We start from the raw sequence: 24,112 nt of genomic DNA on the forward strand, positions 1-24,112 counted from the left end.
GTGATATTAAGGATTACCTGAGCTTTAGCTCATGCATTAGAACCACTAACCCAACAAGGTGGGAAGTGATATTAAGGATTACCTGTACTTTAGCTCATGCATAAGAACCACTAACCCAACAAGTTGGGAAGTGGTTCTTTATCATTTCTTGAATTTTTCATTCAACGCTTTTTCAACATGTTCTGGTACAAAATCTGATACATTAGCTTTATATGCAGCCACTTCTTTCACTACACTCGAACTAATAAAGGAATAATTTGTACTTGTCATCATGTACATAGTTTCTACATTACTATTTAACTTTTTGTTCATTGAAGTCAATCTCAATTCGTATTCAAAATCACTTACAGCTCTTAATCCTCTAATAATTGTTTGCGCACCAATTTCATCACAAAAATCTACAAGTAATCCATTAAAATGATGTACTGTAACATTATCAAGGTGTTTTACAGATGCTTCTATTAATTCAATGCGCTCATCAACTGAAAAGGTCCCCGACTTGTTGTTATTTTTTAAAACACAAATATGCAATTCATCGAAACGATCGGCACTCCTATCAATGATGTCAATATGACCATATGTAATTGGATCAAAACTTCCTGGAATCACTGCTTTAGTTGTAGACATTTTAATCTCCTTTTTCTAATAACAAAGTGTCTGTTAATCCATAATGATATCTTTTAATCACATGAAATGATTTTGTATCAATCTCTTCTTTATGATTGAACTCACAAACGATAATACCATTTTCTTTTAATAAATTAAACTTTATAATTCCGTCCAGTGCTTCATCAATTAATCCTTTATCATAAGGTGGGTCTAAAAATATAACATCAAATTGCATCGCTCTTTTTGAAAGTGCTTTAAGGGCTCTATCTGCATTATTTTTATATACTTCTGCTTGGTCGGAGATGTTTAAATGTTGAAGGTTTGCTTTGATGATTTTTATTGCTTTAAAATTTTGATCTACAAAAATTACTTTTTCCATTCCCCGAGACAATGCTTCAATACCCAAAGCACCACTTCCAGCAAATAAATCTAACCCGATACCTGATACTTCATGTAGGCTGTTAAAAATACCTTCCTTAACTTTGTCCATCGTAGGCCGAGTGTTACGGCCTTCCATACTTTCTAATGGTTTACTTTTATGGATTCCAGAAATCACTCTCATTGAGAAACACTTCCATTCTTTAAGTTATTTTTATATAATACATACTGCATGAAAGGAGGGGCAAAATGAAACAAGCATTTATACAATTGGGCGAAGGCCTTACAGACTTATTTGAATTCACAACACTTATTGAATACAATCATGCAAGAATTGAGCATATCGTTTATTTCCACACCCCTACTTTTGATAAACAATTATCTTCAGTGGCGATTATTATGAAACCAACACATGGTAAACATTTCCAAGCGATGTATATTATGGTAAATGCGGTTAAATATCCATATCCTCATTCAAACAAAAAATTCGATTTAATTAATGAACAAGCAACACGTTTCAACATTGATGTAAAAGAAATTGATGTGCAACCACCTGAGCATTTTCATTCCAATCGTATTTATTTCAATTATCTAATCAGTGTATTGCGACTTCAAAGATGGATACCACCATTACAATAATCGTAAATAAAACAAAGTCACGTAGCTATATTTAAATCTAAAGTGACTTTGCTTGTTAATTAAAAATTTATTTAAGTATCATATAATCAAGTAATCAAGAAAATTCATGTTGTTCTTTGAGATATTCCTTTTTAAGATATTTATAAGGAGAACCTGCAATATGTTTTACATATTTTAAGTTCATAAGTTTATCTACAATTGTGTCCGCTTCTTCTTCATTTATATACATAATAACATAGCGTTGTAGCTTATTCGTACTGACAATATGCCCAAATTTTCTAATTTGGCGTTCATGTTTCATATGTTTTAAATATATAACTAAACTTGTTCTAGATACAATATTCATACAATTATCACTCCATTTATTAGCCACTTTATAATATCATGTCTAATTCGATTAATAAATAACAATTATTTTGAACAATAGCTAACATTTGCTATATTACTGTATATACTCAAATCAAGGAGGATTTGCGCATGACAACAATTAACAAATTAATAAAAGGTGCATTTCTAGGTACGGTTGGTTTAGTAGGTAGTGTTATTTTCTTTTCAAAATATAAAGCCAAACCTATGAATCTAGAGATCCCGCCTTTTTTCTCTAAGCCTGCACCGTATATCTTCGCACACCGTGGTGGTATGGCAGTGAAACCTGAACTGACAAAACTCGCATTTGACAATGCTTTATCACATCATATTGACGGATTCGAAATTGATGTGAGATTGACTAAAGATCAACAATTAGTGGTTTTTCATGATGCAGATGTTGATCGTACGACAAACGGCTCAGGAAAAGTAGCAACACATACTTTAACAGAATTAAAGCAATTAGACGCAGGTTATCATTTTGCGGATTTAAACGGGTTAACACCTTATCGTAATCACACTGACGCTAAAATACTAACTTTTGATGAATTATTAAAATTATATCCTAACACACTTATAAATGTTGACCTTAAAGATGATTCACAAAGTGATCAAGGTAAATTAGCACCTAAAATCATTTATGATATCATTGTTAAAAACCACGCGCAAAATCGTGTTTTAGTTACTAGTTTTCAAAATGATCAAATTGAAAGGTTCAAAAAAGTAAGCAATTACACAATAGCTATTGGAGCGAGTCAGAGCGAAGTGGCAGAAGGTTTCTTAAAATTCAAATCAGGTTTAGGTAACACATTTAAACCACAAGCACATACATTTCAAATGCCAGTGACGTTTAAAGGTATTAAATTGACTTCACCTAAATTTATACAGTGGTTAAATGAACGTAACATTGTCCCTGGTTTTTATGGTATTAATAATCTAGATTTAATGAATGATTTAGCCAAAAACGAGGTGCATACTATAGTCACTGATCGGCCTGATTTAGCAGAACGATTTAAAAACACCTATCAAAATAAATAGTTATATAAAAGCTGGGTCACTACAAGTGCCCAGCTTTTATATTAATTAACATTACACAGCCCTGATTTGCTATAAGGAACAGCTACAAGAACCACCTGTTGCACAACCACTTGCATCTTTTTGGAAAAACGGATTACCTGTTTCTATCTTTACATTTTCAGATACAGCATAAGCTATTTTCACTATAACCTCGTCTATTAAATCTTGTAATGCGACTTCTTTTTGTTTGTAATCCATAACTACTGGTAGCATTTCATATGCACGTTTTCGTTTACGTGTTTCTAACATCACTTTTTGATAATCTGGATGATATTTTCCAAATCTCATTATTTCATCATATTGCTCTTTTGATTTTAAAAAAGCTTGATATAGTAAATGCGCTTCATCATTTTCTTGTAAATTTTGTTCTGCTATTTTAAATGAATGATATAGTCGTGAATCAAGTATTTTATCACTTAAACCTTCAATATCATCAAGAATGTTCAAAGTTTCTTCTGTTATCATTATATCCTCTCCTACTTATCTTCAATGAAAATAATTGTATAATAACCGTTTGACACTTCGCCGCCGACTTCATTGTATTTAGAGTTTAACATCCTTGATCTATGAATATCAGAGTTTAACCAACTATGGATTAAAGTTGGTACCTCGTTAAAATCATATCCTACATTTTGACTAGTAGAAACAAAAGAAATATTTTGTTCATTAAGCTTTTGTTTCAAGGCATCTTCTGTAAATTCCACACTATCAGTATCAATTGCTTCGTACAAATTATATGATGCAATATGAGCTACGTCATTATTGATTTTTAAAGGCTTAGCATCTTTTAATTTGCGCATCTCATTAGTTATTTCATAAAGTGTCATCAATTGATTTGCATTTTGTTCATATGGTATTTTTTTATAATTATTTTTCACTTTTTTATCTTCTTGCGCAGTAATCATTTGATAGGGTTTGAATGCTATTAATGCTTCACTATCTAAATATCTTACACCTACGATTTCATTAGCTTGTTGATCAATATATACTTGTGCGTATACATTATTGAATTTTATAAGTGTCTGTGTTTTCATATCTGAATCTGAAAGTTCTATTTCATAAGCTTTTCCATTAGCTTTAATCGTTGGCTCTGGATTGATACTGTACTTTTCAAAAACATGCGCTGCATTATCACCAATTTCTACTGGATTAACGTTAGCATTTTTACCAGTGGCATAAACTGATTTAATTTTATTTTTTTTCGTTGTGACAAGATAATACTGATCTTTTTGTTTAAATACGTAGTTTTTAAAACCGCCTTTATATGAATAGACCCTATCTGCTTGTCCATAATTATCAGTTAAATTATGTAAATCTTGTCCAATCCAAGTACCCACACCTTTTTTAAGTTTAGGATTTTCAACATTTGTTTTTTTGTTTTGAAAATCTTTGTTTTGTGTTGTATTTGAAGTTTCTTTATTAGGATTTTCTAAAACATCAAATTTCAAACGCGGTGAGTAAAATAGATAAATTATAAAACAAATCAATAATAATACACCAATAACTTTAATTATTAGTTTCTTCATCGCTCATCCACCTACATTATTCTTTGGTTCATTGTACATGTTTATGACAGATACAAGCAAGGCATGTCCTCAAATTTGTTAATTTGTAATAAACCCTTTACATTTTCATCATATATTATATGTACATGACGTAATATACAAGAGAATTTTGGGTATAAAATAAATGAAGGGGTGACAAATATGTCAATCATTCGTATACATGGTGCGAAACAAAATAATTTAAAAGATATTTCTTTAGATATACCAAAACATAAAATTTCTGTATTCACTGGTCGTTCTGGTTCAGGTAAGTCATCATTAGTCTTTAATACAATTGCTGCCGAATCTGAACGTTTACTTAACGAAACATATTCTACATATATACAAAATCAATTAAAACAATTTAGTAAAGCAAATGTAGATTTAATAGAACATTTACCAGTAGCTATGATTATCAATCAAAAAAGGTTAGGTGGTAATTCACGGTCTACAGTAGGTACAATTTCCGATATTTATGCTTCAGTGCGTTTATTATGGTCCCGTATCGGAACACCATTTGTAGGATATTCTGACATTTTTTCTTTTAATAATCCAAATGGTATGTGCGAAACATGTTCTGGCCTTGGATACGTAGAAGATATTAACTTGGAAGAACTGCTAGATTTTGAAAAATCTTTAAATGAAGATGCAATCCGTTTTCCCTCTTTTAGACCGGATAGTTGGCGTGGTAAACGTTATTTATATTCTGGTTTATTTGATAATGACAAGAAATTGAAATATTATGATAAAAAAGAATTGGATACACTGTTATACACAAAACCTACCAAATTGAAAAACCCTCCAGAAAACTGGCCAAAAACTGCAAAATTCGAAGGACTTATTCATCGATTTAGACGTTCTTTTTTATTAAATGACAATTTTGAAAAAAATAAATTCAAACATGATATTGAAAGAGTTGTGACATCAAAAAAATGCCCAACATGTGGTGGTAAAAGATTAAATCAAAATGTATTACAATCCAAAATTAATGGCTTAGATATCGCTGAGTTCACGCACTTATCTATTGATGAAGCAATGACTTTCATTCAAAAATTAGAATCTACCAAAGCACAATTTATAATTAGCCCTTTGTTAAGGCAATTAGAATCTCTTAGTTATATTGGACTTAATTATCTCACTTTAGATCGTGAAACAAAAACGCTGTCTGGTGGAGAATCTCAACGTATTAAACTTATCAGGCATCTAAATAGCCCTTTAAGTGATTTAGTATATATCATAGATGAACCGAGTATCGGGCTACATCCTGAGGATATTCAAAAAATAAATGAAATCATTCAATCTTTAAAAAATAAAGGTAACACAGTTCTAGTAGTAGAACATGACCCTGACGTTATCAAAATTGCAGATCACATCATAGATTTAGGGCCCTATGCTGGGAAAAATGGTGGTGAAATTGTTTTCACTGGTAACTATTCTGATTTATTATCATCAAATTCCAGTACTGGAAAAGCATTAAAGAAAAAACATAAATTGAAATCATCCATAAGACAAACAGATGCGTTTATTGACTTAAATCATATGACGCAAAATAATTTAAAAGATATTTCAGTTCGTATTCCTAAACATGCAATGACCGTTGTAACTGGTGTTGCTGGTTCTGGCAAGAGCACACTTATACATGGTGGCTTACAAAACGATGGAGACGCTATTATTATCGATCAAAAGCCCGTACACGCTTCAAGTCGTTCTCATTTGTTAACATACCTAGATATATTTGATGATGTTCGTACTTATTTCAGTAAAAATACAGGATTGAAGAAGTCATTATTCAGTTACAACTCTGAAGGCGCCTGTCCTGAGTGTCATGGAAAAGGCGTGCTAAAAACGGAGCTTGCATTTATGCCAGACTTCACCCAAATTTGTAATGTTTGTGGTGGTAAAAGATATAAACCTGAAGTTTTAAATGCAACTATCTCAGGCTATTCTATAGCAGATATATTGAACTTAACAGTGGATGAAGCTTTAGACTTTTTTAATGCAAATCAATCTATTGCACAGCCTTTGCAATCACTAAAAGCAACAGGTTTAAATTATATGAATTTAGGACAAACACTTGATACATTATCTGGTGGAGAAATACAACGTGTTAAACTCAGTAAATATTTGACACACGTTGTGAGTAATCACATTTTTGTATTTGATGAGCCTACTACTGGCTTACATGAAGATGATATACCTATCATTTTAACTTGTTTTGATAATTTAATTGACCAAGGTAACACAGTAATTATCATTGAACATAATTTAACGATGATGACAAATGCAGACTGGATTATTGATATAGGGCCATATGCTGGAAACAAAGGTGGTAAATTACTTTACCAAGGAAATCCAGATGGTCTATTAGCAACCACTGCTTCTGTTACGGCTAAACACTTAAAAAGGTATTTATCTTAAGTCGCTTTTTTAAAAATTTTCATTTAAATCATTTGAATGAAACCACACGCAAATCTTGAGTTACAAAAATTATAAAAAGAATCTACCACTTAAACAGATAACATCTACAACTGCAACTTTAAAATAAAAATAACCTGAGACACTGCAGTGTCTCAGGTTATTTTTAGATATAATGATTATTTCGGCTTAGTCCATCAATACTTTAACTAAGTATATTTATAAAACCGAAAGTTGCTTTCAACAATGATGTTGTTTCTCCGCCTGGATATAATACATAGAGCAATACATAAACCATCACTCCTGTGATAGCAGTACAAAACCAAACAATTGATGCAATTGGTCCTACAAATCTATGAAGTTTAAATTTGTCTTTGAACGCAGTGATGATTTGGAAAAGTCCTAGCAGACCACCGATGGTAGCTAAATTGATATGAAAAATTAAGAAGATTGTATAATAAATCTTAATTGAATCTGGGCCACCAAAAGCAGTATTACCAATAAATATCGTTCTCGAAGCATAAATAATAAAGAAAGTTAGCGCAAATATAGCAGCAAGTAACATAAATTTTTTATGACTTTCGATTTCTCTTTTCCATATTTTACGCCATCCTATTGCAATAAGGATTGCGCTTATCACTATACATGTTGTACTAATTGTAGGTAAGATTGGTAAATTCATATATTCCATCCTTATTAATATTTATTAGAACATTTTAATCAATGAAACAACAACAACGAGTACGAAGAAAACTACTAAATAGTTTAAAGAGTAAATAAACATTTTTGTTGCCCATTTTGTTTGATCTGAATCTTTTTTAAAACTCGTTAAACCTAAATATAACCAGCCTAAATTTAATAATGTAGCTAATATGATAAATGTTGTACCAAGATCACTCAATAATAATGGTAGTGGTAATAACAATACTAGCCAGATAAACATACTCACTCTCGTGCGTTTGAAACCTTTAACAGAAGGTAACATTGGAATATTTGCCAAACTATATTCATCTTTACGCTTTATTGCCAATGCATAAAAATGTACTGGTTGCCAACAAAATATTACTAAGAAAAGCGCTACAGCAACCATACTAATATTGCCTTCAATAGCTGTCCAACCTATTAACGGTGGCACAGCACCAGGAAAACTCCCAATCACTGTATTCCAAACTGTATGACGTTTAGACCAAATTGAATAAAATGACACATATCCAACAATACCTAACAATCCTATTACACCAGATGGTATATTTAAAGCAAATAATAATGCTTCCCCTACGAGCATCATTCCAAAACTAAGTAATAATAAATTTCTATTTGAAATTTTTCCATTAACTGAAGGTCTTTGCTGTTTACTTGGCATGATACTGTCAATATCTTGATCATAGTAATTATTTAAAGCGCATGCGCCCCCCATAATTAATGTCGAACCTACCAACATCATTAAAATCTGTGGTATTGACGAGAGGAAGGAATGATTTGCCAACACAATTGCAAGCCATGAACCAGCAAATGCCGGAATTAAATTGCCCTGAACTAGTCCCATTTTAATAATTTGTTGTAACTCTTTAAACGTTACACGACTAGAATTATGCGACAAAGTTTGTTCTTTGTTCATAATTTCCCTCCTAATTTTTCCATATAATACAATGATATATCAATTTACGGTGATTGACTACATTTATACAAAGTTATTTGTGACACTTTATCGACATTCACAAATAGTCATTTTTGTGACACAATTAGAAGCGTATTTCTTGTTATAATAATAGTTAAGTTTTATTTAAAAATAAAAAAGTAAATGTAAAGAGTCTATGGTTTAAACTATAAATGATTGGTATCATTGTAGCTGAATCATTACTCATATCTGTTTTATTTATTTGTGGGGGGTTAATTCTTGTTTAACAAAAAAAACCTGAAATGGTTATCTGTATTGGCAGCGATAATAATGGCATTTGTACAGCTAGGAGGCGCGTTGGTTACTAAAACTGGTTCAGCTGATGGTTGCGGCTCTGACTGGCCATTGTGTCATGGTGCTTTTTTACCTCAAAATTTGCCTATACAAACAATAATTGAATTAAGTCATCGTGCAGTATCAGGTCTATCTTTAATTCTTGTTTTATGGCTAGTGATTGTTGCTTGGAAACACATTGGTTATATCAAAGAAGTTAAACCGTTATGCATGATTAGTATTGGTTTCCTATTATTGCAAGCACTTGTTGGTGCAGCAGCAGTAATGTGGCAACAAAACGATTATGTTTTGGCGTTACATTTTGGTATTTCATTAATTTCATTTTCTTCAGTATTTGTTTTAACTTTAATTATCTTTGAAGTAGATCGTAAATACGAAGCTGATGAATTATTTATTCGTAAGCCGCTTAGAATTTATACATGGATTATGGCAATCATTGTATACTTAACGATATATACTGGTGCATTAGTCAGACATAAAGAAGCAAGTTTAGCTTATGGTCAATGGCCGCTTCCGTTTAATGATTTAATACCTCATAACGTTCAAGATTGGGTAAACTTCACTCACAGAGGTATGGCTTTAATCGCATTTATTTGGATTTTAATCACGTTTGTTCATGCAATTAATAATTACAAAGAAAATCGAACAATTCGTTTCGGCTATACCGCTGCATTTATTTTAATAATTTTACAAATGATAACAGGTGCTTTATCTATTATTACTGAAGTGAATTTATTAATCGCTCTATTACACGCATTATTCATAACAATATTGTTTGGATTGATTGCATACTTTATTGTATTGATGCTAAGAACTATACGAAGTGGTGGATAATCCACTTTAATTAACATATAAAATGGCTGTGATACATTAACCGTATCACAGCCATTTTTAGTTTAATCTTCTTGTTCTTTTTCAATTTCTATTAATAGGTCACCTGTTTCAATCGCATCGCCATTTTGTACTGTTACTTTTCTGACGACACCATCAAACGGTGCTTGAATCGTTGTTTCCATCTTCATAGCTTCAGTGATCAATAATGCTTGTCCACTCGTCACGGATTCACCCTCAGCAATTTTAACTTCTGTAACTGATCCAGGCATTTGTGCACCAATGTGATTTGGATTTAGTTTATCCGCTTTTGGTTTAACACTTGCATTGGCTTTAACATTTTCATCTTGTATGAAGATACGTCTTGCTTGACCATTCATATCATAAAATATTGTACGTACACCTTTTTCATCAGGTTCTGTAATCGTTTTAAGTGTAATAATCAATCGTTTTCCTGTATCAATTTCTATTTCTACAGTCTCATTTGCTCTCATGCCAAAGAAAAATGTTGGTGTATCTAAAAGTGATACATTGCCAAATTGTTCTTGAGTTGCAATAAATTGTTCATACACTTTTGGATATAGCACATAACTGATGACATCTTGTTCAGTGACTTCTTTTTGTTGTTTTTCCTCTAATTCTTGTCTTACTGTTTCGAAATCAACTGGCTTTAAATACTCCCCTGGCCGTTCAGTTAATGGTGTTTGACCTTTCAATATTACCTTTTGTAGGTCTTTATTGAAGCCATTAACTGGCTGACCAATTTCTCCTTTAAAGAATGATACTACTGATTCAGGGAAATCTAATTTATGTCCATCATTTATTACGGATTGCTCATCTAAATCATTTTGAACCATGTATAAGGCCATATCGCCAACAACTTTTGATGAAGGTGTCACTTTAACAATATCACCGAATAAGAAATTAACACGCTTATACATATCTTTGACTTCATTAAATCTGTTGCCTAAGCCTAAACTTTTCGCTTGTTGACGTAAATTAGAATATTGTCCACCTGGCATTTCATGCTGATAAATTTCTGTGTTAGGTGACTTAATATCGCTTTCGAAATCGCTATAGTATTGACGGACAGTACCCCAATAATGTGATAATTCTTCCATTCCATCAATGTCTGTACGCATGCTTCTACCATAACCATTCAGTGCATAATACAATGAATTAGCACTTGGTTGACTTGTTAAACCACTCATTGATGCAACTGCAGTATCAATAACATCTACGCCTGCATCAATAGCTTCTTTATAAGTTAATAGTCCATTTCCACTCGTGTCATGTGTGTGTAAATGAATTGGTAAGTCAACTGCTGCTTTTAACTCACCGATTAATTCGTAAGCTGCTTTCGGTTTTAATAAACCAGCCATATCTTTAATAGCTAATATATGGAATCCTTCTGATTCAAGTGTTTTTGCCATATTTACATAATAATCTAACGTGTAAATATCAGAACGATTTGCGTTTAAAAAATCTCCTGTATAGCAAATAGCGCCCTCTGAAATCTTACCTGCTTCTTGAACTGCTTCATTTGCTACTTTCATTTGATCTATCCAGTTTAATGAATCAAAAATACGGAAGACATCTATACCTGCATCAGCACTTTCTTTCACAAATTTTTTAATGACATTATCTGGATAATTTTTATAACCAACAGCGTTAGACGCACGTAATAGCATTTGGAATAAAACATTTGGAATGGCTTTTCTCAATCTTTCAAGTCTTTCCCATGGATTTTCCTTTAAGAAGTTGTAAGCAACATCAAATGTTGCACCGCCCCACATTTCTAATGAAAAACTATCTTTCATTACATCAGCTGTTTTAGAAGCAATATTCATCATATCTTTAGTTCGTACGCGTGTAGCCAACAATGATTGATGTGCATCTCTGAAAGTAGTATCTGTAATTAATACATCCTCTTGCTGTTTCAACCATTCTGCAACTGCTTGTGGTCCTTTATGATCTAATAACTGCTTCGTACCTTCAAATTTTTCAACAACCTTTTTTGGAACCTGAGGAATTGGTGACGTTTCATAAATTGGTTTCGGTCTTTTTTCTACGTTAGGAAAACCATTGATAGATACATTACCAATATACTCTAACGTTTTCGTACCTCTATCTAATGTAGGCTCAATATCAAATAATTCTGGCGTACTTTCGATAAACTTAGTTGTGTAGTCGCCAGTCTTAAATTGTGTATTTCTCATAACATTAATTAAAAATGGCACATTTGTTTTCACACCACGAATACGCATTTCTTGTAATGAACGGTCCATTTTTTCATTTGCTTGTTTAAATGTCATACCATGTGTAGATAATTTTACAAGTAATGAATCATAATACGGTGAAATTTCAGCACCTTGGAAACCATCACCAGCGTCAAGTCTGACTCCGAAGCCACCGCTTGAACGATAAGCTATAATTCTACCAGTATCTGGCATAAAGTCATTTGTTGGATCTTCAGTTGTAATACGACATTGAATTGCATAACCTAATGTTTGAATATCTTTTTGTTGTGGCATGCCAATTTCATGATCAAATAGCTTTTCACCATCAGCTACAAGAATTTGAGTTTTAACGATATCTACGCCAGTCACCATCTCAGAGATCGTATGCTCAACTTGTACACGTGGGTTGACTTCTATGAAATAAAAATCGTCTCCAGATACTAAAAATTCAACTGTGCCAGCATTTACATACTCAATTTTCTCCATTAATTGAATCGCAGCGTCACATATACGTTCTCTCAAATCATCAGTAAGTGCAACAGATGGCGCAACTTCAACAACTTTTTGATGACGTCTTTGAACAGAACAATCACGTTCATATAAATGAACAATGTTACCATGTTCATCACCAATGACTTGTACTTCAATGTGCTTTGGATTATCTATATATTTTTCAATATAAACCTCACTATTACCAAAAGATTTTTGCGCTTCAGATTTTGCTCTGTGGAATGCTTCCTCTAATTCATCTTCGGAACGCACAATACGCATGCCCTTTCCACCGCCACCACTTGTAGCTTTAATCATCAAAGGATAGCCTGCTTCATTTGCAAAAGCAATTGCATCGGATTGATTATCAATTGGTCCATCTGTACCAGGAATAACTCTTAAATCAGTATTAATTGCTGTAGTTCTTGCCTTAACTTTATCACCAAACATGTCTAAATGTTCGACACGTGGTCCGATAAACTTAATCCCCTCTTCTTGGCAACGTTTGGCAAAAGTTTCATTTTCGCTTAAAAATCCATAACCAGGATGAATTGCGTCCACTCCTGCACGTTTCGCAACATCCAAGATGCGCTCTATATCCAAATATGATTCTGCTGGTCCTAAATCTTTCCCAACTAAATATGACTCATCAGCTTTATATCTATGTAATGATCCTTTATCTTCATTTGAATAAATCGCAACCGTTTTAACATTTAATTCTGTTGCAGCCCTAAAAATCCTTATTGCTATTTCTCCACGATTGGCTACCATAAGTTTATTAATTTGTTTCAAATCATGGTCCCCCTTAAATTTTGAATTTTCTAAAAAGTTGGATATAAAATTGATTATAGCAAAATACGAACTATGTATACAGTAAAATAGTTTTCACATTATTTAAAATTACAATATAACTAGTGCTTATATTTTTACCATAATACTATCTTTTTTATTACAATGAGTACTTAAAATTTGATACCTATCGTATTTAAAAGAGATTATATCATAAAAATAACATAATACAAAGTTATCATTATTGATAACTTTAACTTATTAAAAGCACTGTATTTGCTAAGTTTTTCAAAAGTAAATGATATCGTTAAAAAAATAAGCAAACGTTTTCAACATCAACATGTTGAATCGTTTGCTTATTTTGCGCATATTAACTATTTTTAGGAACACTAAAATGGTGCGTATGTTTACGCTGTTGTCTTTTTTTCGATTCATCGACTTTAATTTGTTTAGCGGTAATTAATAATAACCCCATTGCAATACTTAGACTGATCATTGACGACCCACCAAAGCTAATAAATGGTAATGGAACACCAGTTAAAGGAATCGTACCTGAAATACCACCTAAATTGACAAATGTTTGACTACCTATATAGCTAGCAACACCTACACAAACTAGTTTATAAAAGTATGAACTCGTCTTACTCGCAAGTTCAAATGCTCTATATACAATAAAGAATAATAAGCAAATGACAATTAGTCCTCCAACAAGTCCAAGTTCCTCACAAATAATAGAGAATATAAAGTCGGTATGTGGTTCAGGCAAGTAGCCTAACTTCATAATACTGTTTCCCAAACCACGGCCTAACAAACCGCCATTACCAATTGCAATTAATGAATTAGAAATATGGTAACCTGTGCCACCTTCATTGCTGAATGGATCTGTCAGCGTACTAAATCTGGCAGTTAAATAATCTGGCACCAGTCCTATCAGTAAAAACAAGCCACCAATGATTACAATACCTGTGAGTATCATTAACCCATATTTTAGCGATTTTTGAACTCCAATGCCTGCATAAAATAAGATTGAGAAAAAAATTATTAAAATCAATAATGTTTGACCAACATCGCGTTGTAAAAATACAAGGCCGATACAAATAGCAGATAAAATAATTGGAGAAGTCATGAGCTTAGGATTTTTAAATACTTTTGGCCTTTTCTTTTCAATCATATATGGAATATATAATATCAAGGCAATTTTCAATAATTCTGATGCTTGTAAATTCATAAAACCTAAATTAATCCAACTTTTCGAACCGTTAATATTACTTCCTACTAAGAGGGTTGCTATTAACAATAAGATAATGCCAAGCATCATCCATTTTTGAAACTTAATCGTTTCTAGTAACTTCACATTCATCACGAATGCCATAAAAAAAACAAGAATGATACTCATAATTACGTACATTAATTGCCTAGTATAAAAATATGTTCCTGTTACTGGTACACCACCTGTTAAAGAACCTTTAGTGGCTGCAACCATACTTGCACTATATACCATGACTAAGCCAATGAGACACAACAACAAATATGTAATTACTAACGGATAGTCAATATATTTAGCATTCTTGCTAATATACTGAAAAAATTTCTTTATGTTATTCATTCGACATATCATCCAATTCTATTTTATATATTCTTTACATATTAATCATTTTTTAATAAAAGTTTCAATCATTTTCGTTATTCCAAATACTGAAATTGTTTTTAAAATTTCATTGTACCTTTAATAGTATATCAAAAAATGTATTCATTTTTCGAACAAATATAATTTGTTGTTCAATCATTATCAAACCGTAACATCATTTATTATCCAACAAAAAAGTGGCTACGATACAATCAATATAATATTGACATCTTAGCCACTTTAAATATCTTATGTAGTTTTTTAACTACTTTAATTCGTTTTATATCATTTTATTTAGTAAAAATAAATTCATACTATTCAAAATTAGCGAATCCAATTAAACGTTTGTAAATGCTTCGTGTAATTTAGACAATTCTTTTTCTAAACGAAGCATTAAATCTTTGCCCGCTTCTCTATCCACTAAGCCTAGTTCAACAGCAAAATCAACTTCTTTTTGTAAACCAAACATTTGTGTATCAAGAACTTCTTCATACAATGGGCATTGAGGTAATGTAAGATTATCCATTTGAACTTTAATCAATTGAAGAATCCTGTCTGCATCTTTATTTAATTGGTCATATGCCGCACTGTTTAATTTTTGGCCCTTTACCATGACATACTCCCCCTATCAATTGTAACTTTATATGTAAAAGTTTATCTTACTGATACAGAAAAAGCAAGTGAATTCAGTAATATACTAAGGCTAGTTATTTATGATAATATTGGAATTAGTGATATATTTATTTTAGTTACATATACAATTAATAAAACGAACTACACAAATCATTGTGATATGAGCGTTCAAACAATTAGTTATTTTTAATTTTATGATACATCTTCAATGATACAAACTATTTAATTATGTTCAAATTCACAAAAATGTCAATTATCGTAACGACTGAACTTGTTGTCGAATCGTTTTATTTAAAATTTTTAAAATATATTAGGAGTGGGATTATGATTCAAATTAAGGGCGAAGTTAAATTTCCAATTACTTTAGATAGTACTACTTGGATATTTGATGATAGAAAAGTTAAATTAGAAGATTTAGAGAATGGTGTATTTGATGGCACTAAACCAATCAATTTCAATGACAACCGCGAATGGAATCGTGCAATCTTAGAAGGACAAACAAATCCTCCAACACTAAATTCAGAAATTAAATATCGAAAAAGAGCAGTTTTGAAAGATTCATTTGTAATTAATATGTCACCATTTTTCAAAAATGCTGAACCACATGATCATGCAAAAGCAATACGACTGTTTAATGATAAAGATTCTATAGAAGTACCAATAGACCTACTACCATATCTTTTCTTCCAATTTGCTCGTGATGGCAAAAGACTTTATGACGATAACTTCGTTGATAGTTTTGTCTATATACCAGAACAAGGTTATTCATATGAGTTCAAGTATGTTACTCATATCGAGGTGATTTAAATGATAAAAGTGCAATGTATTATCTGTGATACTGAAGTATTCATTGATCAAAATACATTAGAAGCTAAAAGATTAAGAAATGATCCAATGCACACTTTTATGTGCGACGAATGTAAAAGTCGTCTAGATACACCAAAACAACGAAAACAAGAAAGCACTTTCGACCATCGATAACATATTTCTTATAAACTTAATGTTGTTTTAACCGAAAAATTAAGGCATGTCATCATAATATTAGTAATCGTTGAAAGAAGTATATGATGTTTGTCAATGATTGTTAATATTACAAATTAAACTGAGCGTTTAATTCTAAAAATTTATTCCATGAAAGTTTCTATTAATTTGAAACTTTCATGGTTTTTATATCAACGTTTCCTTTTAGTTAACTTTCTTGATGCGAAACAAAACTTAGCATGTAAACGCAAATATACATGCTAACGTTTATCAATGAAAATTATTTTAAATTTCATTGATCATTTTCTAGGCATTCACCACACAATTAAAGTATTTACTTACACTTTAATAAATGCAATTAAATCAATTTTTCTTAGTGTAATACATATAATAGTTATAGTTAAATTTAAATGCAACACATCTCATATTAAACCCTTCAATTAAGATATTGAAATTTGAACTGACTTTATTACTAAATACAAATCATTGTATGTATACTCAACTATATAATGTCATAAAAAAAGACAACGTCAATCTCTATATTATTCCAATAGAAATTGACATTGTCATGTGAATCAACGATATTTATCTCTCGATTATACTGATGATTTACTAATTATTCTTCTTCTTGCATTAATTGTTTGATTCGTTTCGATTCTTTTTCACGCGCTGCTTTTTCTAATATTGTTTTTCTAATACGAATCGTTTCAGGTGTTACCTCTACTAATTCATCATCATTGATAAATTGTAATGCTTCTTCTAAAGTTAATTTTCTTGGTCGTTTCATTGTAACTGTTTGGTCTTTTGTAGCTGAACGTACGTTAGTTTGGTGTTTTTCTTTCGTAATATTTACTGTTAAGTCATTTTCACGATTGTGCTCACCAACAATCATACCTTCATAAACTTCAGTTCCTGGTTCCATAAAGTTTGTACCACGATCTTCTAGTCCCATAATCGCATATGAACTTGCTTGACCTTTATCCATAGAAACAAGCGCACCATTTCTTCTACCACCTATACGGCCCTTAACACGAGGTTTGAATTCTTCAAAAGTATGGTTAATAATACCATAGCCACGTGTCTGTGACATAAACTCAGTAGTATAACCGATTAAACCACGCGCTGGAACCATGAATATAAGACGAGTTAAACCATTATCCGTTGTCACCATGTCTAACATTTCACCTTTACGCTGACCTAATGACTCAATGACAGCACCTGTATATTCTTGAGGTACTTCACATTGCACACGTTCAAATGGTTCACATTTAACGCCATCAATTTCTCTTAAGATAACTTGAGGTTTAGAAACTTGTAATTCATAACCTTCACGTCTCATATTTTCAATTAAAATAGATAAATGTAGTTCCCCACGTCCTGCAACTATCCATTTATCTGGCGATTCTGTTTGAGTTACTTTTAATGATACATCTGTTTCTAATTGTTCATCTAAACGTTCTTGAATTTGACGAGACGTTACGAAATCACCTTCACGTCCAGCAAACGGTGAATTATTCACTCTAAATGTCATTTCCAATGTAGGCTCATCAATTCTTAGAACTGGTAAAGGATCTTGATGATCACTAGGTGTTACAGTTTCACCTACGTTAATATCTTCCATACCTGAAACGGCAATTAAATCACCAGCATAAGCTTCTTCAATTTCTTCACGTTTTAATCCGAAATAACCGAAGATTTTAGTCACTCTGAAATTCTTAACTGAGCCATCTAATTTTAATAAAGATACATTATCACCAACACGCATCGTTCCTCTAAATACACGTCCTACACCAATACGACCAACGTAATCGTTATAATCCAATAATGCTATTTGGAATTGTAACGGTTCTTCTCTATTATCGATTGGAGCTGGCACATAATCAATAATTGTCTCGTAAAGTGATTGCATGTTTTCATCTTGTTTTTCAGAATCTAAACTTGCAGTACCATTAACAGCTGATGCATAAACAACAGGGAAATCCAATTGCTCATCGTTAGCTTCTAATTCAATAAATAAATCTAATACTTCGTCTACTACACCTTCTGGTCTAGCTTCAGGTTTATCAATTTTATTTACAACTACTACAGGTTTTAAATTTTGTTCAAGTGCTTTTTTCAAGACGAAACGTGTTTGTGGCATTGTACCTTCATAAGCATCTACAACTAAGATTACACCATCAACCATTTTCATAATACGTTCAACTTCACCACCGAAATCGGCGTGTCCTGGCGTATCTAAAATATTAATTCTGTTATCTTTATAATTAATTGCTGTATTTTTAGCAAGAATTGTTATGCCTCGTTCTCTTTCTATGTCGTTAGAATCCATTGCTCTTTCATCTACATGCTCATTTTCACGAAATATTCCTGATTGTTTTAATAATTCATCTACTAATGTTGTTTTACCATGGTCAACGTGAGCGATGATTGCGATATTACGAACATCTTCTCTTATTTTAGTCATTTTATACAATTTCCTTTCTCGAGTAAATTCCCACTTTTCTTTGCAACTTTTTTATTATATCATATAATTGGTTAAAGAAAACTATAAAGGTGTGGTTGGGATGCAACAAAAAAAATCTAAATCAATATTCTGGGTACTCGCTATCATAGCTGTTATATTATTGCTTTTATTTAGCTTTAGTATCGCTGCTACAAATGTTCCAATGATGATTTTAACATTTATACTATTCATTGCAACATTTGGGTACGGTTTCACTTTAAAAAAGAAATATCGTGAAAATAACTGGCTATAATTGCTAAAATAAATAGGGACAGAAAATCATTTTGAAAATGTATTTTCTGTCCTTTTTATATGTTGACTTAAATTTTAAAAATGATTTAAAGTTTATATTTCATTCTCTACTCGTTATCTTATTCATTGCTTTTATCATATATCTTTTACTTAAATATATAAAATTTTGCCTAATAATATGAATTAGAGTAATTATCTTAATGTTTTAAACGTTTTTGTAATGCTTCGATGATTTCATTATTTTTTTGAAAATGAAATTCTAATAATTCCACATGTAATTGTGGATTAGCCATTACTATAGAACTTGGTTCATATATAGACAAGGTGTTGCCCATTAAATCTGTACCAATGCCACCTACTTCTTGCAGGATGATTAAACCGCCAGCAAAATCCCAAGGTTGTAATCTTGGTGTAATGTAGCCTCCTAATTTTCCAGTAGCTACATGAATGATTTCTAGCGCAGCTGAACCATAAGCTCTCGCGCTTCTAGCTTCGTCCACAATTGGTTTGAACACTTCACCCAATCTTGGTTTTGTAAGCCAATTAGGATTGATACCAATTATGCTTGTACTTAAAGGGCTCGATTGGATTGCAGGTAGCAAGTTGCCATTTTCAAATGCACCTTCACCAGCTTTTGCATGATAAAGTTTATCATTTATTACATCGTATACAAATCCTGCATATGGTTTGCCATCATTAAATATACCAATAGAAATTGCAAAGTTTTCTTTTTGGTGTACAAAATTCAACGTTCCATCAATTGGATCAATCACCCATACAATGCCTGATTCGTCTTTAAGGTCATGTCCATGTCCTTCTTCACCAATCACTAAATGTTCTGGATAAGTCTGCTTGATATTGTCAAAAATATATTTTTCTGTCGCTTTATCAACATTTGTCACTAAATCATTGGGATTTGACTTAGTTTCTATTTCTATATCTTGTTTCATGATTTTTTTTACATTGATGCCCGCTTCTAAAATAAGGCCTTTTGCAAACTCATAAACAGTCATTGTATCCCTCTCCTTTTCACGACTCACTTTTCATTAATATTTAATAAGATATAGAACTATATATTTAAAATAGTCAATTGTATGTAATATCATATTAGTTAATAATACTATGTTTTTACCCTAATTCATAGGTTTATACACGTTTCTGTACAATGTACGATTGTTCAAATAAAAAACAAAGTCACTGTTTATAGTGTTATATTATGCTAAAATATAAACGAATAGATGCACACTAGGAGGTTAAAATGGCTAAATATACATTTAAAATAAACGACTTCAAAGCATTTACTGTTGATGGTTTAGATAACAGAATGGAAGCTTTGAATAAACATGTTCGACCACAATTGCATGAATTAGGAGAATATTTTTCTCAATATTTAGAGGCAACAACTGGAGAAGTTTTTTATCCACACGTTGCTAAACATGCAAGACGAAGTGTAAATCCACCTAAAGATACATGGGTCGCTTTTGCAACCAACAATCGTGGTTATAAAATGTTACCACATTTTCAAATAGGTCTTTTTGAAAACCAATTATTTGTCATGTACGGTGTTATGCATGAAGCAAAAGATAAAGCACAGCGTGTGAAAGTTTTTGAAGAACAATTTCATACACTTAAAAATTTACCATCCGATTATAGCTTAAGCTTGGACCACATGTCTCAAGAAAAAACATATATTAAAGACATGTCAGATGATGAAATACAAAGTGCAATTGATCGTGTTAAAAAAGTAAAAAAAGGTGAATTGTTTGTTGCACGTACACTTGCTCCAAATGCGGACGAATTAAAAACAGATAAAAGCTTTTTAAACTTTTTAGAAGAAACTTTCGAACAGTTACTAAAATTTTACAAATAAACTAAGATATAAATATCTTAGACCTGAACGTAGACAAACCCTTCGCAAATTAATGCGAAGGGTTTATTTATTTTCTATTTATATCGTTTTTTCAAATAGGATTTTTTTCCTTTAACTAGACTTTATTCGTTAATTTCATTATTAAATCTTCTTGAAAATGGAGTGTGTCCTTCTCAGCTAATTCGGTTGTATACTTATTTTTATTTGCATTTGCTTTAATATGCGTAAAATCAATAAATAAAGATGAGTGATCTATTAAATTATTTTTGACAGCTATTTCTCAAATATTTGTCTTCGACAAATTTATATACAAAATTTAAATCTAATATCGCATCGACTTTATGTAACCAATGATTATTAAGGACTCATTCAAAGATAGAAATCATTTCATATGATCTCTTTTATCAATTGATTTATTCAACATAATAAACACCACCAATGCTTAATTTACATATATTATAATATTGGCAGTGATTTATGCCGACTCCTGCGGGAATAGCACTAGCCGAAGACTACAAGCTAAGGTAGTGCCCGCGGAAAGCGTGCATAAAGATTGCCAACAAAGCCGGAGACTTTGTCGTTGTTTTACGTTTATAAAAAATACATTAGCATGATGTGATATCTTTCTTATTATTAATATGCTCAAGAAAAAAGGATGGTATTTTAAACCCTGAATCTGTGTTCTATATAAAATCAAAAATTATACTAATAACTAAACTGCTAACATAGTTAATACTTTGTTAGCAGTTAGCGTATATTTTCAGTTTTTATAAATCATTTATTGGTAAGTCTTTTCACATAACTTAATAAATATAAGGATCCTCATCTTTTTTCTTTTTTAATTCTTGTTCTGGATTCATATCACTCTTTTGTCGTTGACCAATATCTTTGGCATCTTCAGTAATGTCATTTTGTTGTATTTGATTATGATATTGTGGTTGGCCTTTGTCTTTTTTCACCAATAGCATAATTCCGGCAATAATCCAAAGTATTAACGCGATAAAATTACCAGTAAAAATACTAATTAAAGCCGCTGCAATTAAAAGGCAACCAGCTAAAATTCTGTTTCCTTTAATTGTAAATACGCCACTGAATCCTAGAATCGTCGCGAATAATAAAAATCCACCTTGCATTAATATTGAAGCTTTAAGCGCATCTGCCGATATTGACATACCTTGTTGTTCATATATTTGATTTAATGCTTCCTTGGATTCGGGAAAGTTCAATAAAATTAATCCCAAAATCATGAGTATTAAAAATAATAAACTAAGACCGTTTGCAATCCAAGCAAGGATTTTTTCTGCTTTCCGATTCATCATTTTTCCTCCTATTCATTCATTATCACTATCATAGCAAATTTAACAAAATTACAAAATTACAAAGTGTTATTTTCTATATTTCAAAATATTAATTTACTAATAAAAAAATAAAAACAGTAAAACTTTATCTAAGTAATTACTTGTTATTAGGTTGACCTAATATTTTATTTGGAGTAACCTATAAAAAGTTAGTTAGAAGTATAGGAGGTATCATTATTGGCTAATAATATAAAAATGCATAATAAAAGTTTAGAAGAAATCAACAATACGGTTTCTATTAATAGTAATGGTAAATTTAGTCAAAAGTTATTATCTTATTTAGGTCCAGGGTTATTAGTAGCAGTCGGTTACATGGATCCAGGAAATTGGATTACTTCAATGCAAGGTGGTGCACAATTTGGATACATTTTGCTATTCGTAATTTTACTCTCTAGTTTATCTGCAATGTTACTACAAAGTATGACGGTAAGATTAGGAATAGCGACAGGTATGGATTTAGCACAAGCTACAAAATATTACTTAAACAAACCATTAGCTTTTGTTTTTTGGATTATTGCTGAATTAGCAATTATTGCAACTGATATCGCAGAAGTTATCGGAAGTGCGATAGCATTAGATTTATTGTTCGGCATTCCACTACTTGTCGGTGCACTTATCACGGTATTGGACGTATTTTTATTACTCTTTATCATGCGATTTGGATTCCGAAAAATTGAGGCGATTGTAGGTACGTTAATTTTTACAGTACTTGTGATCTTTATATTTGAGGTGTTTATTGCCTCACCTCATGTCAATGAGGTTTTAACTGGTTTTGTACCAAGCAAAGAAATAATAACGAATAACAGCGCATTGTTTATTGCTCTAGGGATTATTGGGGCTACGATTATGCCACACAATCTATATCTACACTCTTCAATTGTTCAATCAAGAATGTATGATAGAAATAGTTTAAAATCAAAAGCACATGCAATTAAATATGCTACGATGGATTCTAATATTCAACTTTCGATTGCATTTATCATTAATTGCTTATTACTCGTTTTAGGTGCAGCTTTATTTTATGGTGTTAATACTGATCAATTGGGTGGTTTCTACGATTTATATCACGCTTTACAAAATCAACCTGTATTAGGAGCTTCTATGGGTGCAATTATGAGTACCTTATTCGCAGTTGCTTTATTAGCATCAGGCCAAAATTCTACAATTACTGGTACGATGGCTGGTCAAATTGTAATGGAAGGTTTTTTGCACCTTAAAATTCCAAACTGGTTACGTAGACTTGTTACGCGTCTACTTGCAATTTTACCTATCATATTCTGTATCATTATTTTCAAAAGTGATGAAGCAAAAATTGAACAATTGCTAGTGTTCTCACAAGTGTTTTTAAGTTTAGCTTTACCGTTCTCATTAATACCTTTACAACTGGCTACAAATAATCGTTATTTAATGGGACAATTTAAAAACAGAACCTGGGTTAATACTATTTCATGGCTATTAATCATTATTTTAAGCATATTAAATGTATACTTAATATTAGAAACATTTAAAGAGCTCATGTAAACATATTACTGAAACTCA

The 24,112-nt window shown here is 31.5% G+C and carries 22 protein-coding genes; 9 read left to right on the forward strand and 13 right to left on the reverse strand.

Features of this window, described 5'->3' with window-relative positions:
• Positions 1–141: 141 nt before the first annotated feature.
• On the reverse strand, positions 142–627 hold the full coding sequence (gene coaD, locus KA926_RS00110; RefSeq protein ID WP_019469279.1) for a pantetheine-phosphate adenylyltransferase: 486 nt from the start codon (positions 625–627) through the stop codon (positions 142–144).
• 1 nt (position 628) lies between these two features.
• On the reverse strand, positions 629–1,171 hold the full coding sequence (gene rsmD, locus KA926_RS00115; protein ID WP_107384381.1) for a 16S rRNA (guanine(966)-N(2))-methyltransferase RsmD: 543 nt from the start codon (positions 1,169–1,171) through the stop codon (positions 629–631).
• A gap of 65 nt (positions 1,172–1,236) precedes the next feature.
• On the opposite strand from rsmD, the gene KA926_RS00120 reads away from it, so the two are divergent.
• Positions 1,237–1,626, forward strand: a complete 390-nt coding sequence (locus KA926_RS00120) for a DUF7147 family protein (protein WP_192946794.1) — start codon at positions 1,237–1,239, stop codon at positions 1,624–1,626.
• Positions 1,627–1,720: 94 nt separating this feature from the next.
• Here the strand turns inward: KA926_RS00120 and KA926_RS00125 are convergent, their stop codons facing one another.
• Positions 1,721–1,972, reverse strand: coding sequence for a YlbG family protein (locus tag KA926_RS00125; RefSeq protein WP_210143395.1), 252 nt, complete (start codon positions 1,970–1,972; stop codon positions 1,721–1,723).
• Positions 1,973–2,103: 131 nt separating this feature from the next.
• On the opposite strand from KA926_RS00125, the gene KA926_RS00130 reads away from it, so the two are divergent.
• A complete protein-coding gene (locus tag KA926_RS00130; protein WP_192946795.1) occupies positions 2,104–3,030 on the forward strand; it encodes a glycerophosphodiester phosphodiesterase family protein in 927 nt (308 codons plus the stop codon).
• A gap of 69 nt (positions 3,031–3,099) precedes the next feature.
• Here the strand turns inward: KA926_RS00130 and KA926_RS00135 are convergent, their stop codons facing one another.
• Both KA926_RS00135 and KA926_RS00140 read right to left on the reverse strand, forming a co-directional pair.
• Positions 3,100–3,534, reverse strand: coding sequence for a YlbF/YmcA family competence regulator (locus tag KA926_RS00135; RefSeq protein WP_192946796.1), 435 nt, complete (start codon positions 3,532–3,534; stop codon positions 3,100–3,102).
• A gap of 11 nt (positions 3,535–3,545) precedes the next feature.
• Entirely contained in the window at positions 3,546–4,595 is a 1,050-nt protein-coding gene (locus tag KA926_RS00140; protein WP_192946797.1) for a CAP-associated domain-containing protein, read from the reverse strand.
• Between the two features lie 180 nt (positions 4,596–4,775).
• On the opposite strand from KA926_RS00140, the gene KA926_RS00145 reads away from it, so the two are divergent.
• Positions 4,776–7,031, forward strand: coding sequence for an ATP-binding cassette domain-containing protein (locus KA926_RS00145; RefSeq protein WP_210143396.1), 2,256 nt, complete (start codon positions 4,776–4,778; stop codon positions 7,029–7,031).
• A 202-nt stretch (positions 7,032–7,233) separates the two neighbouring features.
• On the opposite strand, the gene KA926_RS00150 is transcribed toward KA926_RS00145, so the two are convergent.
• A complete protein-coding gene (locus tag KA926_RS00150) occupies positions 7,234–7,710 on the reverse strand; it encodes a DUF420 domain-containing protein (protein WP_107384374.1) in 477 nt (158 codons plus the stop codon).
• Between the two features lie 24 nt (positions 7,711–7,734).
• Positions 7,735–8,646 carry a heme o synthase gene (cyoE, locus tag KA926_RS00155; RefSeq protein ID WP_107505424.1) on the reverse strand — a complete coding sequence of 304 codons (912 nt, stop codon included), beginning with the start codon at positions 8,644–8,646 and terminating at the stop codon, positions 7,735–7,737.
• 279 nt (positions 8,647–8,925) lie between these two features.
• Between cyoE and KA926_RS00160 the strand changes: the two genes are divergently transcribed.
• Positions 8,926–9,834 (forward strand): COX15/CtaA family protein, encoded by a 909-nt coding sequence (locus tag KA926_RS00160; protein WP_192946799.1) that lies wholly within the window; start codon positions 8,926–8,928, stop codon positions 9,832–9,834.
• Between the two features lie 62 nt (positions 9,835–9,896).
• Here the strand turns inward: KA926_RS00160 and KA926_RS00165 are convergent, their stop codons facing one another.
• From KA926_RS00165 to KA926_RS00175, 3 genes are all read right to left on the reverse strand, one after another.
• Positions 9,897–13,352 (reverse strand): pyruvate carboxylase, encoded by a 3,456-nt coding sequence (locus tag KA926_RS00165; protein WP_210143397.1) that lies wholly within the window; start codon positions 13,350–13,352, stop codon positions 9,897–9,899.
• A gap of 367 nt (positions 13,353–13,719) precedes the next feature.
• On the reverse strand, positions 13,720–14,955 hold the full coding sequence (ftsW, locus tag KA926_RS00170; RefSeq protein ID WP_192946801.1) for a cell division peptidoglycan polymerase FtsW: 1,236 nt from the start codon (positions 14,953–14,955) through the stop codon (positions 13,720–13,722).
• A 358-nt stretch (positions 14,956–15,313) separates the two neighbouring features.
• Complete coding sequence (locus tag KA926_RS00175) at positions 15,314–15,589, reverse strand: Fpa/YlaN family protein (RefSeq protein WP_019469266.1); 276 nt, start codon at positions 15,587–15,589, stop codon at positions 15,314–15,316.
• Between the two features lie 344 nt (positions 15,590–15,933).
• On the opposite strand from KA926_RS00175, the gene KA926_RS00180 reads away from it, so the two are divergent.
• Together KA926_RS00180 and KA926_RS00185 are read left to right on the forward strand one after the other, a co-directional pair.
• Positions 15,934–16,416, forward strand: a complete 483-nt coding sequence (locus KA926_RS00180; RefSeq protein WP_107384370.1) for a hypothetical protein — start codon at positions 15,934–15,936, stop codon at positions 16,414–16,416.
• Positions 16,417–16,590: a DUF2197 domain-containing protein gene (locus KA926_RS00185; RefSeq protein ID WP_107384369.1), complete on the forward strand. Its 174-nt coding sequence runs from the start codon at positions 16,417–16,419 to the stop codon at positions 16,588–16,590.
• Positions 16,591–17,206: 616 nt separating this feature from the next.
• Here the strand turns inward: KA926_RS00185 and typA are convergent.
• Entirely contained in the window at positions 17,207–19,054 is a 1,848-nt protein-coding gene (gene typA, locus KA926_RS00190; RefSeq protein ID WP_107385291.1) for a translational GTPase TypA, read from the reverse strand.
• A 100-nt stretch (positions 19,055–19,154) separates the two neighbouring features.
• Between typA and KA926_RS00195 the strand changes: the two genes are divergently transcribed.
• Positions 19,155–19,346 carry a DUF5325 family protein gene (locus KA926_RS00195; RefSeq protein ID WP_019469262.1) on the forward strand — a complete coding sequence of 64 codons (192 nt, stop codon included), beginning with the start codon at positions 19,155–19,157 and terminating at the stop codon, positions 19,344–19,346.
• 196 nt (positions 19,347–19,542) lie between these two features.
• On the opposite strand, the gene KA926_RS00200 is transcribed toward KA926_RS00195, so the two are convergent.
• Positions 19,543–20,358, reverse strand: coding sequence for an inositol monophosphatase family protein (locus tag KA926_RS00200; protein WP_192946802.1), 816 nt, complete (start codon positions 20,356–20,358; stop codon positions 19,543–19,545).
• Positions 20,359–20,603: 245 nt separating this feature from the next.
• Here KA926_RS00200 and KA926_RS00205 point away from each other — a divergent pair, with 245 nt between their 5' ends.
• Positions 20,604–21,215, forward strand: coding sequence for a YktB family protein (locus KA926_RS00205; RefSeq protein ID WP_192946803.1), 612 nt, complete (start codon positions 20,604–20,606; stop codon positions 21,213–21,215).
• Between the two features lie 803 nt (positions 21,216–22,018).
• Here the strand turns inward: KA926_RS00205 and KA926_RS00210 are convergent.
• The gene (locus KA926_RS00210; protein ID WP_192946804.1) at positions 22,019–22,531 is read right to left on the reverse strand and encodes a DUF4064 domain-containing protein; all 513 of its coding nucleotides are present in this window, start codon (positions 22,529–22,531) and stop codon (positions 22,019–22,021) included.
• A 237-nt stretch (positions 22,532–22,768) separates the two neighbouring features.
• On the opposite strand from KA926_RS00210, the gene KA926_RS00215 reads away from it, so the two are divergent.
• On the forward strand, positions 22,769–24,094 hold the full coding sequence (locus KA926_RS00215; RefSeq protein ID WP_107521390.1) for an Nramp family divalent metal transporter: 1,326 nt from the start codon (positions 22,769–22,771) through the stop codon (positions 24,092–24,094).
• The last annotated feature ends 18 nt before the right edge of the window (positions 24,095–24,112 follow it).

Source organism: Staphylococcus sp. GDY8P94P, assembly GCF_017892255.1.
Lineage (GTDB): Bacteria > Bacillota > Bacilli > Staphylococcales > Staphylococcaceae > Staphylococcus > Staphylococcus cohnii.

Coding starts and splice junctions, on each gene's coding strand:
- coaD (WP_019469279.1), bottom strand. CDS start 627: ATGTCTACAACTAAAGCAGTGATTCCAGGAAGTTTTGATCCAATTACA.
- rsmD (WP_107384381.1), bottom strand. CDS start 1,171: ATGAGAGTGATTTCTGGAATCCATAAAAGTAAACCATTAGAAAGTATG.
- KA926_RS00120 (WP_192946794.1), top strand. CDS start 1,237: ATGAAACAAGCATTTATACAATTGGGCGAAGGCCTTACAGACTTATTT.
- KA926_RS00125 (WP_210143395.1), bottom strand. CDS start 1,972: ATGAATATTGTATCTAGAACAAGTTTAGTTATATATTTAAAACATATG.
- KA926_RS00130 (WP_192946795.1), top strand. CDS start 2,104: ATGACAACAATTAACAAATTAATAAAAGGTGCATTTCTAGGTACGGTT.
- KA926_RS00135 (WP_192946796.1), bottom strand. CDS start 3,534: ATGATAACAGAAGAAACTTTGAACATTCTTGATGATATTGAAGGTTTA.
- KA926_RS00140 (WP_192946797.1), bottom strand. CDS start 4,595: ATGAAGAAACTAATAATTAAAGTTATTGGTGTATTATTATTGATTTGT.
- KA926_RS00145 (WP_210143396.1), top strand. CDS start 4,776: ATGTCAATCATTCGTATACATGGTGCGAAACAAAATAATTTAAAAGAT.
- KA926_RS00150 (WP_107384374.1), bottom strand. CDS start 7,710: ATGAATTTACCAATCTTACCTACAATTAGTACAACATGTATAGTGATA.
- cyoE (WP_107505424.1), bottom strand. CDS start 8,646: ATGAACAAAGAACAAACTTTGTCGCATAATTCTAGTCGTGTAACGTTT.
- ftsW (WP_192946801.1), bottom strand. CDS start 14,955: ATGAATAACATAAAGAAATTTTTTCAGTATATTAGCAAGAATGCTAAA.
- KA926_RS00175 (WP_019469266.1), bottom strand. CDS start 15,589: ATGGTAAAGGGCCAAAAATTAAACAGTGCGGCATATGACCAATTAAAT.
- KA926_RS00180 (WP_107384370.1), top strand. CDS start 15,934: ATGATTCAAATTAAGGGCGAAGTTAAATTTCCAATTACTTTAGATAGT.
- KA926_RS00185 (WP_107384369.1), top strand. CDS start 16,417: ATGATAAAAGTGCAATGTATTATCTGTGATACTGAAGTATTCATTGAT.
- typA (WP_107385291.1), bottom strand. CDS start 19,054: ATGACTAAAATAAGAGAAGATGTTCGTAATATCGCAATCATCGCTCAC.
- KA926_RS00195 (WP_019469262.1), top strand. CDS start 19,155: ATGCAACAAAAAAAATCTAAATCAATATTCTGGGTACTCGCTATCATA.
- KA926_RS00200 (WP_192946802.1), bottom strand. CDS start 20,358: ATGACTGTTTATGAGTTTGCAAAAGGCCTTATTTTAGAAGCGGGCATC.
- KA926_RS00205 (WP_192946803.1), top strand. CDS start 20,604: ATGGCTAAATATACATTTAAAATAAACGACTTCAAAGCATTTACTGTT.
- KA926_RS00210 (WP_192946804.1), bottom strand. CDS start 22,531: ATGAATCGGAAAGCAGAAAAAATCCTTGCTTGGATTGCAAACGGTCTT.
- KA926_RS00215 (WP_107521390.1), top strand. CDS start 22,769: ATGCATAATAAAAGTTTAGAAGAAATCAACAATACGGTTTCTATTAAT.